Here is a 17,322-nt window from a genome sequence, read left to right as displayed (position 1 = left end):
CGGGTGCGACCCTGTGATCATGAGCCGTATCGAAGCCCCGCGCGATGAGGACACGGCAGTGACCGGCGGCCTCGTCGAACGCCTGCTGGGCGGCCTGCCGGCCGAGGCCGTTCTCACCGACCCGGACGTCACGGCCGCGTACGCCAACGACATGGCGAGCTTCTGCGAGGCGGGCATCCCCTCCGCGGTCGTCCTGCCGCGCACCGTCGAGCAGGTCCAGCACGTCATGCGCGTCGCGAGCGACCTGCGTGTCCCCGTCGTCCCGCAGGGCGCCCGCACGGGCCTGTCGGGCGCGGCGAACGCCTCCGACGGCTGCGTCGTGCTGTCGCTCGTGAAGATGGACCGCATCCTGGAGATCAGCCCGGTCGACCGCATCGCCGTCGTCGAGCCGGGCGTGGTCAACGCCGCGCTCTCCCGTGCCGTCAACGAACACGGCCTGTACTACCCGCCGGACCCCTCCAGCTGGGAGATGTGCACCATCGGCGGCAACATCGGCACCGCCTCCGGCGGCCTGTGCTGCGTGAAGTACGGGGTGACCGCCGAGTACGTGCTCGGTCTCGACGTCGTCCTCGCGGACGGCCGGCTGATGTCCACCGGGCGCCGCACCGCCAAGGGCGTCGCCGGCTACGACCTCACCCGCCTCTTCGTGGGCTCCGAGGGCTCGCTCGGCATCGTCGTGCGCGCGACGCTGGCCCTGAGGCCGCAGCCCCCGCAACAGCTCGTCCTGGCGGCCGAGTTCGGGTCGGCGCGGGCCGCCTGCGAGGCCGTCTGCCGGATCATGGAGGGCGGCCACGTGCCGTCCCTCCTCGAACTGATGGACCGTACGACCGTCAAGGCGGTCAACGACCTCGCCCACATGGGCCTCCCCGAGACCACCGAGGCGCTCCTGCTGGCCGCGTTCGACACGCACGACCCGGCGGCCGACCTCGCCGTCGTGGGCGCGCTCTGCGAAGCCGCGGGCGCCACCCAGGTGGTCCCCGCCGAGGACGCCGCCGAGTCCGAACTGCTGCTCCAGGCGAGGCGGTTGTCGCTCACCGCGCTCGAGGCGGTCAAGGGCACCACGATGATCGACGACGTGTGCGTGCCGCGCTCCCGGCTCGCCGACATGCTGGACGGCATCGAGCGCGTCGCCGAGAAGTACGCCCTGACGATCGGCGTCTGCGCGCACGCGGGCGACGGCAACACCCACCCCACCGTCTGCTTCGACGCCGCCGACCCCGACGAGTCCCGGCGGGCCCGCGAATCCTTCGACGAGATCATGGCCCTCGGCCTCGAACTCGGCGGCACGATCACCGGCGAGCACGGCGTGGGTGTCCTGAAGAAGGAGTGGCTGGCCCGCGAGATCGGACCGGTGGGCGTCGAGATGCAGCGGGCGATCAAGACCGCGTTCGACCCGCTCGGCATCCTCAACCCCGGCAAGCTCTTCTGAGACCCCCGGGCTACTCACCGTCCGCGGTCTCGTCCGACGGCCACGGGTCGCGCAGCCACAGGTCGTCCGCCGCCGTGGCCGCGCCCTGCTCCAGCGTGGCCGAGAGCCTCGGCGAGGGCGCGAGCAGCTCGGCGAGGCCGGCGTCGATACCGAGCTGCTCGGCCTCGGAGCCCGGGGGGACCGCCCTCAGGGTGCGCTCCAGCCAGGCCGACGCCTGCGCGGCGGGCGCTTCGAGGAGCGCGTCGCCGTCCGGTGAACTCAGCGCCATCAGGACGACGGAACGGCCGCCGACCTTCGTCGGCCACACCCGCACGTCGCCGTGTCCGCACGGCCGGAACACGCCCTCCACGAGCAGTTCGCGGGCGAACGTCCACTCGACGGGATGGTCCGTCCCGATGTGGAAGGTGATGTGGACGGCGTACGGGTCGTCGGTGCGGTAACTCAGCCGGGCCGGCACAGGGATGCTGCGCTCGGGCGACAGGACGAGCTTGAGCTCCAGCTCGCGTTCCACCACGGTGTGCATGTCGATGCCCTTCCCTTCGTCGTGTACGGGCCCCTGGGCGGCCCCGTACGAGTGGAGAGCGCGTCCGGGCCGGACCATTACGCGGGTCGGGAGAATTTTTTTCCGGGCCCGCCTCCCTCGTTCTCGGACACCTGCCGGACAGCTTCGTGACTCCGCTCCCGGGAGGTGACGGATCCTTGCCCGAAAGGGGTGGGTACGGCGGGACCGGCCGTGACGCGCCCGCCGTTCTGGTAGATGTGGACCCCCAACACGACCCCCGAGCAGATACGGGACGACGGACATGAGCGCCCCAACCCCGGCACCCGGTGACGACAGGCCCCGCGAGGGGTACTACCCGGACCCGTCCATTCCTGGATATGTCCGGTATTGGAACGGTGCCGCCTGGATGCCGGGCACCAGCCGCCCGGCGCCGTCCGCCGGCGAACCGCTCGTCGCTCCGGCCGGAGTGCGCCCCGCCCACGTGCCCGGGCCCGCCCCGGCCCCGGCGGAGGAGACCGGCCCGCACTTCTTCGACGAGGACCCCGAACCCCGCCCGGCCACGCCTGCCGAGGCGCAGCACGGCAGCCGGCCCGAGCCCGCCGCCGCGTGGGGCGCGGACCGCTCCCGGCAGACCGGCTTCGGCGGCGACCCGGACCGGCGGGTCTCGTGGGGCGCGCCGCAGGGCCCCGACCCGCGGGTGCCGCGCTCGGCGGGGCCCGCCGACACGGCGTCCCGGCCCGACGGCGTGCCGGTCCACGCGGACGGCACCGCGACGATCCCGCCCGCCGGGCCCGCGGGTGGCGCACCGTCGCCCGCGCCGGGCGGCCCGGTGGTCTTCCGCCGCCCCACCGAGCCGGTGCGGCCAGCGGACTCCGGAGGCCCGGGCGGCACGGGCGGTACGGGGAAGGCGGGTTCCGGCGACGCCGACGGCCGGGCGCTGCCCGGTGCCGGACGTCCCGCAGGCGCCTCCGGTACCCAGGAACCCGTCCCTTCCGAGGGGACGATGGCCATTCGCGCGCTCTCCCCGGGCAGCGACCGGCAGGGCGGGGCGCGCGGCGCAAGTGGCGCGGGCCGTACGCCGGAAGCGGCGTCCGCCGCTCCCGCCACCTCCGGTCCGACCGCCGCACCCGGCCCTTCGGCCGGGGCCGGATTCGGGGCAGGGCAGGCCGCACAGGCGGCGGCTCAGGCACCCGCCCCGGCACCCGCCCCCGCGCAGGCCGCTCCCGCTCCCGCCGTGCCCCAACAGCCGGGCCCCGCAACGCCGATGGCCCCCGGGTCCGGTGGCGGCCAGCCGTCCTGGGCCCAGCAGGTGCACCGGCTCGCGGGCGACCCGGCCGAGCCGGGGGCGCCGGTCACGCCGTGGAAGCCTCCCGTGGAGGACGTGTTCCAGGCGGCCGCCCGCCGGCAGTCGGCGGCCCGTCCGGCAGGCCTCGGCAGACGCCTGGCCGCCCGCCTGCTCGACACCGCCGTCCTCGCGGCGGTCACCGGCGTGGCCGCCGTGCCGCTCGGCACCCGGGCGATGGACCACATCGACGACAAGATCGACGCGGCCAAGCTGTCCGGCGAGAAGGTCACCGTCTGGCTCCTCGACGGCACGACCTCCGTCTGCTTCGGCGGCATCCTCGCCGTGCTCCTCGTCGTCGGCGTCCTCTACGACGCCCTGCCCACCGCCAAGTGGGGCCTCACCCTGGGCAAGAAGCTGTGCGGGGTCGAGGTGCGCGACATCGAGGCCCACGAACCGCCGACGTTCGGACGGGCCCTCGGCCGCTGGCTGGTCTTCAGCGTCCCGGGTCTCCTCGTCGTCGGTGTGGTCGGTGTCCTGTGGGGTCTGTTCGACCGGCCCTGGCGCCAGTGCTGGCACGACAAGGCGGCGCACACCTTCGTGGCCCAGCGCTGACGGGAGGGGACGGCGTCCGGGGAATCCCGGAATCCGTCCCCCGGACGGCCCCTCGCCGGATGCGGAGGCCGGGGGTTCGCGGTCGACTCGGGCCATGAGCAGCGAACCGCCGCCCCCGGGCCCTGGCCAGCCATCGGACGACGACCCGTTCACGAAGCAGCCCCCGCCCGCGCAGGGCGGGGGTTCCCCGTACGACCCTCCGCCGTCAGGTGGCCGGCAGCCGCCCTACGACGGGCAGCAGCCCCCGCCCGGCGGCCAGCCTCCTCCCGGTGCCCAGCCGCCGCCCTACGGCGGCCAGCAGCCCCCCTACGGCGGTCAGGAGCCCCCCGGCGGCGGGCCCTACGGCGGTCAGCAACCCCCGTACGGCCAAGGCGGGGATCCCTACGGCGGTGGCGGTCCCTACGGCGGCGATCCGCTCGCCGGGATGCCGCCCCTCGCGGAGAGCGGCAAGCGCGTGCTCGCGAGGATCCTCGACATGATCCTGGTCGGCATCGTGGTGTGGCTGCTGTCCTGGGCGTTCGGCGTCACCGAGTACAACGTCGACTCGGACAAGATCGAGTACGGCAAGTCCTTCGGCCAGTCCCTGGTGGCCGCCGTGCTCTACGTCGCCTACGACACGGTGATGATCAGCCGGACGGGGCAGACCGTCGGCAAGAAGCTGTTCAACCACCGGGTCGCCAACCTCGACAACGGCTCGACACCCTCCGTGCAGACCTCGCTGGTGCGGGCGCTGGTCCTGTGGCTGCCGTTCGCGTTCTGCTGCGCGTGCATCTGGACGGCGATCGCGGGCGGCTGGAGCTTCTTCGACAAGCCCTACAAGCAGGGCCTGCACGACAAGGCGGCCAAGACGGTGGTGGTCCGCACCACCTGACCGCGAGGCCGCGGCGGCGGCTCGATCCTCGATCACGAACGGCGGGCCCGTACTGCACGGGCCCGCCGTTCGTGATCGAGGATCGACGCCTCCGGGGCGTCCGTGCCTGGCGTCAGCGCTCCGCGTGTTCGCGTACCGGACGCCTGGACGCCGAGGAGACGGACGCGGTCTCGCGCCGCGCCGGCACCTGTTCGCGGACGACGGGGGCGACGGCGGACGGCGCCTGCTTGGGCAGTGGGACCGTCATGGCCACGAGCAGTCCGAGAGCGAGCGCGGAGAGGGTGATCAGAACGATCCCCAGACTCGAACTCGTCTGTGACAGCAGCAGCATGGCGAGAGTGGAAAAGATCACGGTGCAGGAACCGTAGGCAAGCTGTGCGGCGGTCGGACGAGGCATGGCAATCGTGTCCTCGGATGGAGTGCCTCCCCCCGGGTGCCTCTCGCGACGGGGGAGGGTGCGGACAGGAATCGGGGGTGGGACAACGGTGTCGACTTGGCTTTCCGCCGACTTCCCGACGCTCCGCCAACCGACTCTAATCGCCTGCATGCCCGACAGGAACGACCGGTAAGCGTGACCTTACCCACGGTGCCGGTGCACAGGGGGCGCACGGAGTCATCACGTCCACCAAGTGGACATCTCGGCGCGCCGGTTGGGGGTTTGCGAACCCGTCCGGATAGCGAACGAACGCTCCGCATAATGCACTTGCCAGGTTCAAGTCAAGATCTGTTTTTTCTTTGGTAACTCCGGTCAAATGTCGTCACTTGAATCGCGTTGCGCGCGCGGACCTCCATGACCCGGAACCCCCTCCGCGTGAACGGGCGCGGGGGAGGACATCAAGTGACCAACAGACCATGGACGTTCAGAGCAGCTGCGGTGGGCGTAGCCCTCGCAGCGGCCACCGCCACGTTCTCGACGTTTGCCGTGGCGGAGGCCGACTCGGCCGCCAAGTCACCGGTCGTGGACCGCCACGACCCTCAGCCGGTCAAGAACACGGTCGACCACGACCTGGACGGGCCGCTGAGCAAGACGCAGAACGCACAGCGCCAGGAGGCGCTGAACCAGGTCATATCCGGCGACGCCTCGGTCAAGGACCGCAACGGCTCGAAGGTTGTGCAGCTCAAGAGCAAGAAGGGCTCCAGCAAGTACGTCGAGCTGGGCCGTGAGAAGACCGACAAGATCTTCACGATCCTGGTGGAGTTCGGCGACAAGACCGACCCCGCCGCCGGTGGCACGGCCGGCCCGCTGCACAACACGATAGCCAAGCCGGACCGCAAGAAGGACAACAGCACGGCCTGGCAGGCGGACTACAACCAGAAGCACTTCCAGGACCTCTACTTCGGCACCGGCAAGAAGACCGAGTCGATGAAGAAGTTCTACGAGCAGCAGTCCTCGGGCCGCTACTCGGTGGACGGCGAGGTCGCGGACTGGGTCAAGGTCCCGTACAACGAGGCCCGTTACGGCAACAACGCCTGCGGCTCCACCAACTGCCCGAGCGTGTGGAACGTCGTCAGCGACGGCGTCACCGCCTGGGTCGCCCAGCAGAAGTCGGCCGGCAAGTCCGACGCCGCCATCAAGGCGGACCTGGCGCGGTTCGACCAGTGGGACCGCTACGACTACGACGGCGACGGCAACTTCAACGAGCCGGACGGCTACATCGACCACTTCCAGATCGTGCACGCCGGTGAGGACGAGTCCGCGGGTGGCGGCGTCCAGGGCACCGACGCGATCTGGGCCCACCGCTGGTACGCCTTCGGCACCGACGCGGGCGCCACGGGCCCGGGCGGCAACAAGCTCGGCGGCGCGCAGATCGGCGACACCGGCATCTGGGTCGGCGACTACACCATTCAGCCGGAGAACGGCGGACTCGGCGTCTTCGCCCACGAGTACGGCCACGACCTCGGTCTGCCGGACCACTACGACACCGCCGGCGGTGACAACTCCACCGGCTTCTGGACCCTGATGTCCTCGGGTTCCTGGCTCGGCACCGGCAAGGACTCCATCGGTGACCTGCCCGGCGACTTCAACGCCTGGGACAAGCTGCAGCTCGGCTGGCTGAACTACGACACCGCCAAGGCCGGCAAGCAGTCCACCCACAAGCTGGGCATCGCCGAGTACAACACCTGGAACAAGCAGGCGCTCCTCGTCACCCTGCCGGAGAAGGAAGTGACGACCACGGTCGTCAACCCGGCGCAGGGCTCGACCCAGTGGTGGAGCGGCAGCGGCGACAACCTGAAGAACACGCTGACCCGGTCGGTGGACCTCACGGGCAAGTCGTCGGCGAAGCTGACCCTCGACGGCTGGTACGACATCGAGGCGAACTACGACTACCTCTACACCGAGGTCTCGACCGACGGCGGCTCCAACTGGACCGCTCTCGACGGCACGGTGGACGGCGCCGCGATCCCGCGTGACGGCAGCGACAAGCCCGCCCTCACCGGCACCATCGACGCCTACGCGAAGCTGTCGTACCCGCTCGACGCCTACGCGGGCAAGAAGATCGACGTGCGTTTCCGCTACCAGACCGACGGCGGCGTGGCCCAGAAGGGCTTCGCGGCCGACGAGATCAGCGTGACCGCGGATGGTTCGGCGCTCTTCTCGGACAACGCCGAGTCGGCGGACGCCGCTTGGACCGCGGCCGGCTTCTCCCGCATCGGCGCGTCCTTCACCAAGGACTACGCGCAGTACTACATCGCGGAGAACCGCCAGTACGTCTCGTACGACAAGACCCTCAAGGTCGGCCCGTACAACTTCGGCTTCTCGACGACCCGTCCGGACTGGGTGGAGCACTACCCGTACCAGAACGGCCTGTTGATCTGGAAGTGGGACACCTCGCAGGCGGACAACAACACCAGCCAGCACCCCGGTGTCGGTCTCGCGCTGCCGATCGACGCGCACCCGAAGGCCCTCTGGTGGGAGAACGGCACCCTGATGCGCAACCGCGTGCAGGCCTACGACTCCACGTTCAGCCTGTACCGCACGGACGGCATCACGCTGCACAGCGCGGACGTCGCGACGAAGATCCCGTCGTCGAAGGGTGTCTCGGTCTTCAACGACCACACCAGTGACTACTACGACAACCGGAACCCCACCGGTGGCGTCAAGATCACTGACACCAACACCAAGATCCAGATCGTCAAGGAGGCCAAGGACGGCTCGACGATCTCCCTCAAGGTTGGTCCCGCGGTGAAGTAGTCAGCATTTTCGCAGGTCAGAAGCATATCGGCGGCAACCCCCTGGCGGGTTGCCGCCGATCGTGTTTAGGTGCGTCCTGTGCCTGGCTTATTGACACCGAATCGCACGGGGGTGTGACCGCATGGCCGCAGGAGGCTTCTGCAAGCTGCCGAACGGCAGCGTCGTGGTGGCGCTGAACCTGCCCAGTCCGGCAGGTTCCGGCAGCGGCTGTGTCCGGTTCCTCGTCGTCGCCCAGAACCGCGCCCGCGCCCTGACGCGGCTGCGCAACCTTGGGCTGCGCACCGTCTACCTGCGGGGCAACGCGGCTCCGCCCACGCCCGACGAGATCACCGCGGTCCTGCACCATCCGGACGGGCTGATATGGCGGACGGCGCCCGACAGCACCGTCCCCGAGCTGACCCAGGAGCTGTGGCACCCGATCAGGGCGCTGCTCAGACGGCCGGCGCCGCAGCCGTGACCGTCGCGGACGCCACCGGGTGTCACGGGCCGTCGCTCCGTGTGCCGATCCGCGTACCGGTCCGTGTGGCGGCCCGTGTGGCGCTCGTGTGTCGCGCCGACCGGACCCGGCCCGGTCAGACCACGGGCTTGCCCGTGAGCTCGACGCCGGCGGCGCGCAGCTCCTCCAGCGCGCGGTCCGTCGTCTCCTTCGCGACCCCGGCCGTCAGGTCGAGCAGCACGGTCGTGCGGAACCCCTCGCGGGCCGCGTCCAGGGCGGTCGCCCGGACACAGTGGTCGGTCGCGATGCCGACCACGTCGACCTCGCCGATCCCATGGGCCCGCAGCCAGTCCGCCAGCCCGGTCCCGTTCTCGTCGGCCCCCTCGAAGCCGCTGTACGCGGCCGCGTAGGCACCCTTGTCGAAGACGGCGTCGATCGCGCCGGAGGCGACCGCCGGAGCGAAGTTCGGGTGGAAGCCGACGCCCTCCGTGCCGGCCACGCAGTGCGCGGGCCAGGAGTGCACGTAGTCGGGGTTGTCGGCGAAGTGGCCGCCGGGGGCGATGTGCGCGTCGCGGGTGGCGACCACGTGCCGGTAGCCGGCGGGCGCCTGCCCGATCAGCTCCGTGACGGCGGCGGCCACGTCGGCGCCCCCGGCCACCGCGAGACTGCCTCCCTCGCAGAAGTCGTTCTGCACGTCTACGACGATCAAGGCGCGGCGCATGGGCGGTGTCCTTCGGCTATGGGGTCGGCGAACGTCGGCGAAATGGGAGTGCGGGCCCGGCCGTTGAACTTCCGAGCCTAGAGACTTCGAGGGCGGTGCGGGAGGGGCTGTCCGGCAGACATCCCGGACGTGCGGGAGGGGCTGTGCGGCGTCCGCGGGCCCGGGCGGGCACGCTGGCGGTTGCATTCCCGCTCACCGGAGGTTCATGCGCGGCGCACCACACACCCCACCCGCCTCCCACACCTCAGAGGTACTCGGTGGGCAGTACCGGCTCGCCCCGCGACAGTTGGGTCGCCGACAGCGGGAGCCGGGCGCGTACCGCGGCGTGCCGGTCGCGGACGGCGTCGAGCGGTTCGCGGTTCAGGACCTGCCCGCCCTTGATCAGCTCCACCAGGAGCTGCTGGTCGGCCAGCTCGGCGGGGACCGGCCCGGTGCCGATGACCTCGGCCTCGGCGACCGCGTGCTCGTCCAGCCGCCGCGCGGCCCACTTGCGTCCGCCGATGGACGTCTTGCCGCCCGAGGACTTCTTCGCCACCGGCACCAGCGGCGCCTTCGGGTCGGCGGACTCGGCGCGGGCGACCAGCTTGTAGACCATCGAGCAGGTGGGGTGGCCGGAACCCGTCACCAGCTGGGTGCCGACGCCGTACGCGTCCACGGGCGCCGCGGCCAGCGAGGCGATCGCGTACTCGTCCAGGTCGGAGGTCACCACGATCTTCGTGTCCCGGGCGCCCAGCTCGTCCAGCTGTTCGCGCACCCGGTGGGCGACGAGCAGCAGGTCACCGGAGTCGATGCGGACCGCGCCCAGCTCGGTGCCGGCGACCTCGACGGCCGTCCGGACGGCCTCGGCGACGTCGTAGGTGTCCACCAGCAGGGTGGTGCCCCGGCCCAGCGAGTCCACCTGGGCCTGGAAGGCGTCCCGCTCGGTGTCGTGGAGCAGGGTGAAGGCGTGTGCCGAGGTGCCCACCGTCGGGATGCCGTACCGGAAGCCGGCGGCCAGGTCGGACGTGGTGGCGAAGCCGCCGACGTACGCGGCGCGCGAGGCGGCGACGGCCGCCAGTTCGTGGGTGCGCCGGGCGCCCATCTCGATCAGCGGCCGGTCGCCCGCGGCGGAGGCCATCCGGGAGGCGGCGGCGGCGATCGCGGAGTCGTGGTTGAGGATCGAGAGGATCACCGTCTCCAGGAGCACGCACTCCGCGAAGCTGCCCTCGACCCGCAGGATCGGCGACCCGGGGAAGTACACCTCGCCCTCGGGGTAGCCCCAGACGTCCCCGCCGAAGCGGTACGAGGAGAGCCACTCCAGGGTGGGCTCGTCCACGATCCCGCGCTCGCCCATGAAGGCGAGGACGTCCGCGTCGAACCGGAAGTTCTCGACGGCGTCGAGGACCCGTCCGGTGCCCGCGACGACCCCGTAGCGCCGCCCCTCGGGCAGTCGCCGTGTGAAGACCTCGAAGACGGAACGCCGCTCGGCGGTCCCGGCCGCGAGGGCGGCCTGCAACATCGTCAGCTCGTACTGGTCGGTGAAGAGTGCCGTCGACGGAACGTCCACCCGTCGCCCGCCACCGCCCTCCTGAGGAAGCGCTTCGCGCCCTTCTTCTTCCAGCCCACGGTCCGCTGTGTTCATGGCAGGGATCGTACCCCCATCTCGTCACTTTGACGATTTCCGGGGTGTCTCCGGTTCTGCGGGGGAGTCGCGCCCCTTTTCGCAGGCCCGTTTGTGCGGCTGCCCCCCTCTGGTGGCAGCATGGGCCGTGTGACGGCTCCCGCACCTCTAGAGATCGAGAAGACCGAGTCGGCGGAGGAGGTCTTCGCCGTACCCGAGCCGGACGTCCCCTGGATCACGATCGTCCACAACGACCCGGTCAACCTCATGAGCTATGTGACGTATGTCTTCCAGACGTACTTCGGCTATCCCAAGGACAAGGCCACCAAGCTGATGATGGACGTCCACCACAAGGGCCGGGCGGTCGTCTCCAGCGGCTCGCGCGAGGAGATGGAGCGCGACGTGCAGGCCATGCACGGCTACGGTCTGTGGGCCACCCTTCAGCAGGACCGGAAGTAGCCGGACCCTGTCCACCGACCACCCGCAGGACCGGAAGCAGCGAACTCACTCCATGCCTGGACACTTCGAACCGCTCCCCGGCGGCGGCGCGGCCGTCGCCCTCGACGAGGTCGAGATCTCCATCATCCGCTCCCTCGCCGTCCAGCTCCTGGAGCTCATCGGTCCCGGCCCGGCGGAGAACGCCGCGGACGACCCGCTCGCCGAGCTGTTCGCGGAGGGTCCGAGCGAACCGCCCGCCGACCCCGTGCTCCAGCGCCTCTTCCCGGACGCGTACGGCGGACCCGGCGTCGAGGCGGCCTCCGCCGAACAGGCCGAGGAGCAGCGCGCCCACTCCTCGGAGTTCCGCCGCTTCACCGAGAACGACCTGCGCGCCGGCAAGCGCGAGAACGCCCTCGCGGTGATCCGCTCGCTGGACGGCCTGGCACCCGGCGACGGGGGAGCGGTCCTCACCCTGGACGCGGCCCAGTCCGAGCAGTGGCTGCGTGCGCTGAACGACCTGCGGCTCGCGATCGGCTCCCGGCTCGACGTCGTCGACGAGGAGGACACCGACCTCCTCTACCGGCTCCCGGACGAGGACCCGCGCAAGCCGATGGTGATGGCTTACCTCTGGCTCGGCGGTCTCCAGGAGACCCTGGTCGAAACCCTTATGCCCTGACCTGTCAGGACATAACACCTCTGGTGTTCGCTCAACGGACGCTCAAATCCGGATAACGATCACGTCACCGTGGCCGCGCCCTATGGGGCGCGGTCACTTCTTTTGTCCGGTTCTTCCTGTGGTCTGCGCAACACGGGCCTCAACCGATCAACGGAGCCGCCGTGATAGATCTTCACGACCGCCCGACGGGACACCACCCACGTCCCGCCGGGTGCGCCACCGAGCCGGCGGACCGCCGGCCAGGCACAGCTCCACGTATCCGGGGGGATCGGAAACCGATCCGCAGCCAAGGGACTGGCTCGGACCGGCATGGAGAAAGGCGCATCACACATGACCTCATCGCAGGTCGACAAACAGTACGACGGCAGTGAGGCCGTGGGCGGCGACGCCCCCGAAGAGGGGTACGAGCGCGGGCTCGGCAGCCGTCAGGTCCAGATGATCGCGATCGGCGGCGCCATCGGCGTCGGCCTCTTCCTCAACGCCGGGGCGAACATCGCCAAGGCGGGACCCAGCCTCATCCTGATGTACGCCCTCGCCGGCGTCATCATCTTCTTCATCATGCGGGCCCTCGGCGAGCTCCTGCTCTACCGCCCGGTCTCGGGATCGTTCGCGGAGTACTCCCGCGAGTTCCTCGGCCCGTTCTTCGGCTACTTCACGGCCTGGACCTACTGGCTGATGTGGGTGGTGACGGGCATGGCGGAGCTGACCGCCGCCGCCATCTACATCCACTACTGGTTCCCGTCGATCCACCAATGGGTGTCGGCGCTGGTCTTCCTCGTCGTCCTCTTCGTGGCCAACCTGATCTCGGTGAAGGTCTTCGGCGAGATCGAGTTCTGGGCCTCGATGGTCAAGGTCACGGCCCTGATCGGCATGATCGTGATCGGCCTCGGAGTCCTCACCTTCGGCTTCAGCGCCGCCGGTGACACCGCCTCCGTCACCAACCTCTGGCAGTTCGACGGCTTCTTCCCCAAGGGCATCGGCTCGTCCCTGATGACCCTCCAGGGCGTCATGTTCGCCTACCTCGCCGTCGAGCTGGTCGGCGTCACGGCGGGCGAGTCCGAGAACCCCGAGAAGACGCTCCCCAAGGCCATCAACACCCTCCCGTGGCGTATCGCCCTCTTCTACGTCGGCGCCCTCACCGTCATCCTCTGCGTCGTGAAGTGGACCGAGTTCATGCCGGGGGTGAGCCCCTTCGTGAAGGCGTTCGCCGTGATCGGCATCCCGGCCGGCGCCGGCATCGTCAACTTCGTGGTCCTCACCGCGGCCCTGTCCTCCTGCAACTCGGGCATGTACTCCACGGGCCGCATGCTCCGCAATCTGGCCGACAACGGTGAGGCCCCGAAGGCCTTCAACAAGCTCTCCTCGACGAAGACCCCGGCCCTCGGCATCACGGTCTCCGTGCTCTTCATGGCCATCGGCGTCGTCCTGAACTACGTCGTCCCCGAGAAGGCCTTCGGCTACGTCACCTCGGTGGCCACCGGCGCCGGCATCTGGACCTGGCTGATGATCCTGATCAGCCACATCCGCTACCGCCGCGCGGTGGACGCCGGCCGGCTCCCGGCCTCGTCCTTCCCCGCCCCCGGCGGCGCGAAGTGCAGCTGGGTCGCGGTCGTCTTCCTGCTCTTCGTCACCGGCCTCATCGCCTACGACACCGACTCCCGCGTCTGCCTCTACGTGATGGCCGTCTGGGCCGTCGCCCTGGGCATCGGCTGGGCGATCCTCAAGGCGCGCAACCCGCAGATCACGCAGCGCCGCGAGCCGGAGCTCGAAAAGATCCGCTGACCTGGGGGAACCGCACCCGGTCCGGCCGGCCCCGTCATCCCGGGCCGGACCCGCGGGCCGCACCGCGGTTCACCATGTGGGCCGCTCCGTACCACTCCTCGGTACGGAGCGGCCCTTCTGCTTATCCTGGCCAGCATGCTGACCATCACCCAGGCCCTGTTCGACCAGATCGTCGCGCACGCGCGCCAGGACCACCCCGACGAGGCGTGCGGCGTCGTCGCGGGACCGGCGGGAACCGACCGCCCCGAGCGGTTCGTCCCGATGCTCAACGCGGCCCGTTCGCCCACGTTCTACGAGTTCGACTCCGGCGACCTGCTCAAGCTCTACCGCGAGATGGACGACCGCGACGAGGAGCCCGTCGTCATCTACCACTCGCACACCGCGACCGAGGCCTACCCCTCCCGCACCGACCTCACCTACGCCAACGAGCCCGGCGCGCACTACGTCCTCGTCTCCACGGCCGACTCGGACGCCGCGGGCCCCTTCCAGTTCCGCTCGTACCGGATCGTGGAGGGCGAGGTCACGGAGGAGGAGGTCAAGGTCGTGGAAACCTACTGATCTCATCCATCGGTCAAAAAACGTCCGGAATACGAGATCACACTCCGGAACCCGTACCGGGAATCGATACGATGAGCCCATGGTTTCCCACGACGTGAGCGACAAGACGCCGGGCGCCCTGCTCGTGGCGCGGCTGCACGTCGACCTGTGCAGGCTGCAGAGCGCCATCTGTACGCGCTGACCTGCCGCCGCCGTACGGCCGAGAGCCGCGGCACCGCAAGCCCCGTACCACCTGCACCGCCCGCGCCGCCGCGCGTCTTCCGACCTGACTTTCCTTCCGACAGGAGCCCGCAGACATGGCCATCGAGGTCCGCATCCCCACCATCCTCCGCACCTACACGAACGGCGAGAAGGCCGTCGAGGGCGGCGGGGCGACCCTTGCCGAGCTCTTCGCCGACCTCGACACCCGTCATGCGGGCATCCGGGCCCGGATCGTGGACGGCGACGAACTGCGCCGCTTCGTCAACGTCTACCTGAACGACGAGGACGTCCGCTTCCTCGACGGCATCAACACCAAGCTGACCGACGGCGACAGCGTCACCATCCTGCCGGCCGTCGCCGGCGGCATGGCCTGATCGGCCGCTGGTCTCCGATGCGCTACGACTCCCCGCTCGCCGCGGTGGGCAACACCCCTCTGGTGCGCCTGCCGCGGCTGTCGCCGTCCGAGGACGTCCGGATCTGGGCGAAGCTGGAGGACCGCAACCCGACGGGTTCGGTCAAGGACCGGCCCGCCCTGCACATGGTCGAGCAGGCGGAGAAGGACGGCCGCCTGACACCGGGCTGCACGATCCTGGAGCCGACCAGCGGCAACACCGGCATCTCGCTCGCCATGGCGGCCAAGCTCAAGGGCTACCGCATGGTCTGCGTGATGCCCGAGAACACCTCGCAGGAACGCCGTGAACTGCTCGGCATGTGGGGCGCCGAGATCATCCCCAGCCCGGCCGCGGGCGGTTCCAACACCGCCGTACGGGTCGCCAAGGAACTGGCACGGCAGCACCCGGACTGGGTGATGCTCTACCAGTACGGCAACCCGGACAACGCCGGCGCCCACTACGCGACGACCGGCCCGGAGATCCTCGCCGACCTCCCGTCCGTCACCCACTTCGTCGCGGGCCTCGGCACCACGGGCACCCTCATGGGCGTCGGCCGCTTCCTGCGCGAGAACAAGCCGGACGTGAAGATCGTCGCCGCGGAGCCCCGCTACGACGACCTGGTCTACGGCCTGCGCAACCTGGACGAGGGCTTCGTCCCCGAGCTGTACGACGCCTCCGTCCTCACCACCCGCTTCTCCGTCGGCTCGGCGGACGCGGTCACCCGCACCCGCGAGCTCCTCCAGCAGGAGGGCATCTTCGCGGGCGTCTCCACCGGCGCCGCGCTGCACGCCGCGATCGGCGTCGGCACCAAGGCCGTCAAGGCCGGCGAGTCCGCCGACATCGTCTTCGTGGTCGCCGACGGCGGCTGGAAGTACCTGTCGACGGGCGTCTACACGGCGGCGACGACGGAAGAGGCGATCGAGACACTGCAGGGCCAGCTCTGGGCGTAGCCCGGACGCCGAGAGGGTCGAACAACGCGAAACGCCGGAGGGCGTGGAAACCGGAAACCCGGCTGCCACGCCCTCCGGCGTTTCGACGTTCTCCCTCGGGGAGGCTCATCGGGGAGGGCCGGCCGGCGTTCGTGACGCGCCCGGCCTCCCGGCGCTCTCAACCCGCCAGGTTCCGCACCTGGTCCCACAGCGCCCGATCGACCACGCCGACCCGGCGCCGGAAGTCACCCACCGACACCTCGCGCAGCTCGTCCGTCTCCAGATAACTCGGCCGCCCCTGCGCGTCCCCCACGGCACCCGGGGGCAGCCGGATCACCCCGGGCCGCTCGTCGTGGTACTTGCTGGTGATCTTCGCGACGGTCACCCGCTTCCCGCGCACCGTCAGCACCAGACACGGCCGGTCCTTGGCCCCCGGCCCGTCCTCGTAGGGCACGTTCGCCCACCAGATCTCCGCCGCCTTCGGCAGCCGTCCGCCGCGCAGCTTCGCGCCCCGGCGGGGACCCGTGGGCCGCCCCGGGGGACGCTTCCGCCCGGCCGGCCGGCGCCCGCGGCGCCCCCAGCCGTCCACCACCGCCGCGATCAGCGCGAGCAGTACCACCGCGGCCGACGCGAGCCACCAGGACGTGTCCATACCGAAGAAGGTACCGGCGCGCATCTGCCCACGCCCGCCCGGTACGGACCCCGGTTGACCCAAGGTCCATCCGAACCGGTGACACCACAGGTGAGTTCGCCCACAACAGCCCCTGGCGGAGGAGCGACCGGCCCTGGTGCGCCTTACGCTCGACGGACCGCACGACTCCCGTTCCCCGTATCCGTACCCGAGTACCTGCGCCCCCCATCTACTCTCTGCACGTCCTGCCAGCGCGGAGGTTCCAGCTCTTATGAAGCTCACCGTCGTCGGCTGCTCGGGGTCGTTCCCGTCCGTGGATTCGGCCTGTTCGAGCTACCTCGTAGAGGCCGACGGCTTCCGGCTGCTCCTCGACATGGGCAACGGTGCCCTGGGCGAGCTGCAGCGCCACTGCGGTCTCTACGACCTCGACGCGATCTTCCTCAGCCATCTGCACGCCGACCACTGCATCGACATGTGCGCGTACTTCGTCGCGCGCTACTACCGTCACGACGGCGGCCGCTGCGACCCGATCCCCGTCTACGGACCCGAGGGCACGGAGCAGCGCCTGACGACGGCCTACGCCGACACGCCGTCCGCCTCCTCGATGAGCGAGGTCTTCGACTTCCACACCGTCAAGCCGAGCACCTTCGAGCTCGGCCCGTTCACCGTGCACACGGAGCGGGTACGCCACCCCGTGGAGGCGTACGGGATCCGGCTGGAGCACGGCGGACGGTCGCTGACGTACTCCGGGGACACCGGGCCGACCGAGGTGCTGGACGAACTCGCCCGCGACACGGACCTGTTCCTGTGCGAGGCGGCGTTCACCCACGGCAAGGAGGAGATCCCCGACCTCCACCTCAACGGCCGCCAGGCAGGCGAGTCGGCCACCCGCGCCGCCGCCCGCCGCCTCGTCCTCACCCACATCCCCCCGTGGACGAACCCCCAGACCAACCTCCGGGACGCCCGCACGGCGTACACGGGCCCGTCGGAACTGGCGGTGCCCCGGGTGACGTACGAGGTCTGACGGCCGCTCACGCAGAAGGCCCCCGGAACCAGCTGGTTCCGG

Annotated in this window: 18 protein-coding genes; 13 read left to right on the top strand and 5 right to left on the bottom strand. The window is 70.6% G+C overall.

Annotation, left to right across the window (positions count from 1 at the left end):
* The first annotated feature begins 13 nt into the window (after nucleotides 1-13).
* Nucleotides 14-1,429 (top strand): FAD-binding oxidoreductase, encoded by a 1,416-nt coding sequence (locus tag ACIRQH_RS22825; protein ID WP_388866272.1) that lies wholly within the window; start codon nucleotides 14-16, stop codon nucleotides 1,427-1,429.
* A 10-nt stretch (nucleotides 1,430-1,439) separates the two neighbouring features.
* On the opposite strand, the gene ACIRQH_RS22820 is transcribed toward ACIRQH_RS22825, so the two are convergent.
* Entirely contained in the window at nucleotides 1,440-1,952 is a 513-nt protein-coding gene (locus ACIRQH_RS22820; RefSeq protein WP_388931246.1) for an SsgA family sporulation/cell division regulator, read from the bottom strand.
* Nucleotides 1,953-2,232: 280 nt separating this feature from the next.
* Between ACIRQH_RS22820 and ACIRQH_RS22815 the strand changes: the two genes are divergently transcribed.
* Both ACIRQH_RS22815 and ACIRQH_RS22810 read left to right on the top strand, forming a co-directional pair.
* Entirely contained in the window at nucleotides 2,233-3,828 is a 1,596-nt protein-coding gene (locus tag ACIRQH_RS22815; RefSeq protein WP_388866266.1) for an RDD family protein, read from the top strand.
* A gap of 94 nt (nucleotides 3,829-3,922) precedes the next feature.
* Nucleotides 3,923-4,699, top strand: a complete 777-nt coding sequence (locus ACIRQH_RS22810; protein WP_358815015.1) for an RDD family protein — start codon at nucleotides 3,923-3,925, stop codon at nucleotides 4,697-4,699.
* A 112-nt stretch (nucleotides 4,700-4,811) separates the two neighbouring features.
* On the opposite strand, the gene ACIRQH_RS22805 is transcribed toward ACIRQH_RS22810, so the two are convergent.
* Nucleotides 4,812-5,096, bottom strand: coding sequence for a hypothetical protein (locus ACIRQH_RS22805; protein ID WP_358815014.1), 285 nt, complete (start codon nucleotides 5,094-5,096; stop codon nucleotides 4,812-4,814).
* A 441-nt stretch (nucleotides 5,097-5,537) separates the two neighbouring features.
* Between ACIRQH_RS22805 and ACIRQH_RS22800 the strand changes: the two genes are divergently transcribed.
* Entirely contained in the window at nucleotides 5,538-7,892 is a 2,355-nt protein-coding gene (locus ACIRQH_RS22800; protein ID WP_358815013.1) for an immune inhibitor A domain-containing protein, read from the top strand.
* A gap of 121 nt (nucleotides 7,893-8,013) precedes the next feature.
* The gene (locus tag ACIRQH_RS22795) at nucleotides 8,014-8,349 is read left to right on the top strand and encodes a hypothetical protein (RefSeq protein WP_266614093.1); all 336 of its coding nucleotides are present in this window, start codon (nucleotides 8,014-8,016) and stop codon (nucleotides 8,347-8,349) included.
* Between the two features lie 115 nt (nucleotides 8,350-8,464).
* On the opposite strand, the gene ACIRQH_RS22790 is transcribed toward ACIRQH_RS22795, so the two are convergent.
* Nucleotides 8,465-9,049 (bottom strand): isochorismatase family protein, encoded by a 585-nt coding sequence (locus tag ACIRQH_RS22790; protein WP_081217513.1) that lies wholly within the window; start codon nucleotides 9,047-9,049, stop codon nucleotides 8,465-8,467.
* A gap of 244 nt (nucleotides 9,050-9,293) precedes the next feature.
* Nucleotides 9,294-10,670 carry a nicotinate phosphoribosyltransferase gene (locus tag ACIRQH_RS22785; RefSeq protein WP_404226886.1) on the bottom strand — a complete coding sequence of 459 codons (1,377 nt, stop codon included), beginning with the start codon at nucleotides 10,668-10,670 and terminating at the stop codon, nucleotides 9,294-9,296.
* 120 nt (nucleotides 10,671-10,790) lie between these two features.
* On the opposite strand from ACIRQH_RS22785, the gene clpS reads away from it, so the two are divergent.
* From clpS to ACIRQH_RS22750, 7 genes are all read left to right on the top strand, one after another.
* Entirely contained in the window at nucleotides 10,791-11,108 is a 318-nt protein-coding gene (gene clpS, locus ACIRQH_RS22780) for an ATP-dependent Clp protease adapter ClpS (RefSeq protein ID WP_358815011.1), read from the top strand.
* A gap of 52 nt (nucleotides 11,109-11,160) precedes the next feature.
* The gene (locus tag ACIRQH_RS22775) at nucleotides 11,161-11,763 is read left to right on the top strand and encodes a DUF2017 domain-containing protein (protein ID WP_358815010.1); all 603 of its coding nucleotides are present in this window, start codon (nucleotides 11,161-11,163) and stop codon (nucleotides 11,761-11,763) included.
* A 330-nt stretch (nucleotides 11,764-12,093) separates the two neighbouring features.
* Nucleotides 12,094-13,545: an amino acid permease gene (locus tag ACIRQH_RS22770; protein ID WP_358815009.1), complete on the top strand. Its 1,452-nt coding sequence runs from the start codon at nucleotides 12,094-12,096 to the stop codon at nucleotides 13,543-13,545.
* 135 nt (nucleotides 13,546-13,680) lie between these two features.
* Nucleotides 13,681-14,103 carry a M67 family metallopeptidase gene (locus ACIRQH_RS22765; RefSeq protein ID WP_358815008.1) on the top strand — a complete coding sequence of 141 codons (423 nt, stop codon included), beginning with the start codon at nucleotides 13,681-13,683 and terminating at the stop codon, nucleotides 14,101-14,103.
* 79 nt (nucleotides 14,104-14,182) lie between these two features.
* On the top strand, nucleotides 14,183-14,284 hold the full coding sequence (locus tag ACIRQH_RS22760) for a putative leader peptide (protein WP_355862894.1): 102 nt from the start codon (nucleotides 14,183-14,185) through the stop codon (nucleotides 14,282-14,284).
* A 115-nt stretch (nucleotides 14,285-14,399) separates the two neighbouring features.
* Nucleotides 14,400-14,678, top strand: coding sequence for a MoaD/ThiS family protein (locus ACIRQH_RS22755; RefSeq protein WP_081217507.1), 279 nt, complete (start codon nucleotides 14,400-14,402; stop codon nucleotides 14,676-14,678).
* Between the two features lie 17 nt (nucleotides 14,679-14,695).
* Nucleotides 14,696-15,646, top strand: a complete 951-nt coding sequence (locus ACIRQH_RS22750) for a cysteine synthase (protein ID WP_358815007.1) — start codon at nucleotides 14,696-14,698, stop codon at nucleotides 15,644-15,646.
* A 157-nt stretch (nucleotides 15,647-15,803) separates the two neighbouring features.
* On the opposite strand, the gene ACIRQH_RS22745 is transcribed toward ACIRQH_RS22750, so the two are convergent.
* Entirely contained in the window at nucleotides 15,804-16,277 is a 474-nt protein-coding gene (locus ACIRQH_RS22745; protein WP_388866258.1) for a type II toxin-antitoxin system PemK/MazF family toxin, read from the bottom strand.
* 250 nt (nucleotides 16,278-16,527) lie between these two features.
* Between ACIRQH_RS22745 and ACIRQH_RS22740 the strand changes: the two genes are divergently transcribed.
* Nucleotides 16,528-17,280, top strand: coding sequence for an MBL fold metallo-hydrolase (locus ACIRQH_RS22740; RefSeq protein ID WP_358815005.1), 753 nt, complete (start codon nucleotides 16,528-16,530; stop codon nucleotides 17,278-17,280).
* Nucleotides 17,281-17,322 lie beyond the last annotated feature (42 nt).

Origin of the sequence: Streptomyces sp. NPDC102279, assembly GCF_044766365.1 — a bacterium.
Classification (GTDB): Bacteria; Actinomycetota; Actinomycetes; order Streptomycetales; family Streptomycetaceae; genus Streptomyces.
This window is presented reverse-complemented; position numbering and strand designations above follow the sequence as displayed.